This window comes from Pseudoalteromonas sp. AOP7-A1-14 (genome assembly GCF_052376275.1).
Taxonomy (GTDB): Bacteria; Pseudomonadota; Gammaproteobacteria; order Enterobacterales; family Alteromonadaceae; genus Pseudoalteromonas.
In genome coordinates this window covers 1-412 of record NZ_JBQSVO010000303.1, presented here as the reverse complement: position 1 = coordinate 412, position 412 = coordinate 1, and the positions used below count along the sequence as shown (strand labels likewise).

The 412-nt window shown below is 42.2% G+C and carries 2 tRNA genes; both read left to right on the top strand.

What is annotated here, in order from left to right:
* Positions 1-147 precede the first annotated feature (147 nt).
* Positions 148-238, top strand: a tRNA-Ser gene (locus ACT3RM_RS18225).
* 53 nt (positions 239-291) lie between these two features.
* Positions 292-382 (top strand) — tRNA-Ser (locus tag ACT3RM_RS18220).
* The last annotated feature ends 30 nt before the right edge of the window (positions 383-412 follow it).

Below are 412 nucleotides of genomic sequence, written 5' to 3'. Positions count from 1 at the left end.
ATAAATAAAAAGAAAAGTTCATTGCTGCAGGTTTTTTATACACTATGCACTGTAAATGAGCAATTTAATGTTTTTTTAATCACTTAAACAACTTTTTTAAAAAAAAGCTTCACAAACACAGTAACCTTCACTATTATGCACGCCGTCGGAGAGATGGCAGAGTGGTCGAATGCACCGGTCTTGAAAACCGGCAGGGGTTTATAGCCCCTCTAGGGTTCAAATCCCTATCTCTCCACCACCTAATTTAAAATAGTTATGAGTACACTCTTACTCGTGACTTATAGCAGTTTCGGAGAGATGGCAGAGTGGCCGAATGCACCGGTCTTGAAAACCGGCAGGGGTTTGTAGCCCCTCTAGGGTTCAAATCCCTATCTCTCCACCACTACAAGTAAGCCCGCTAAATAGCGGGCTT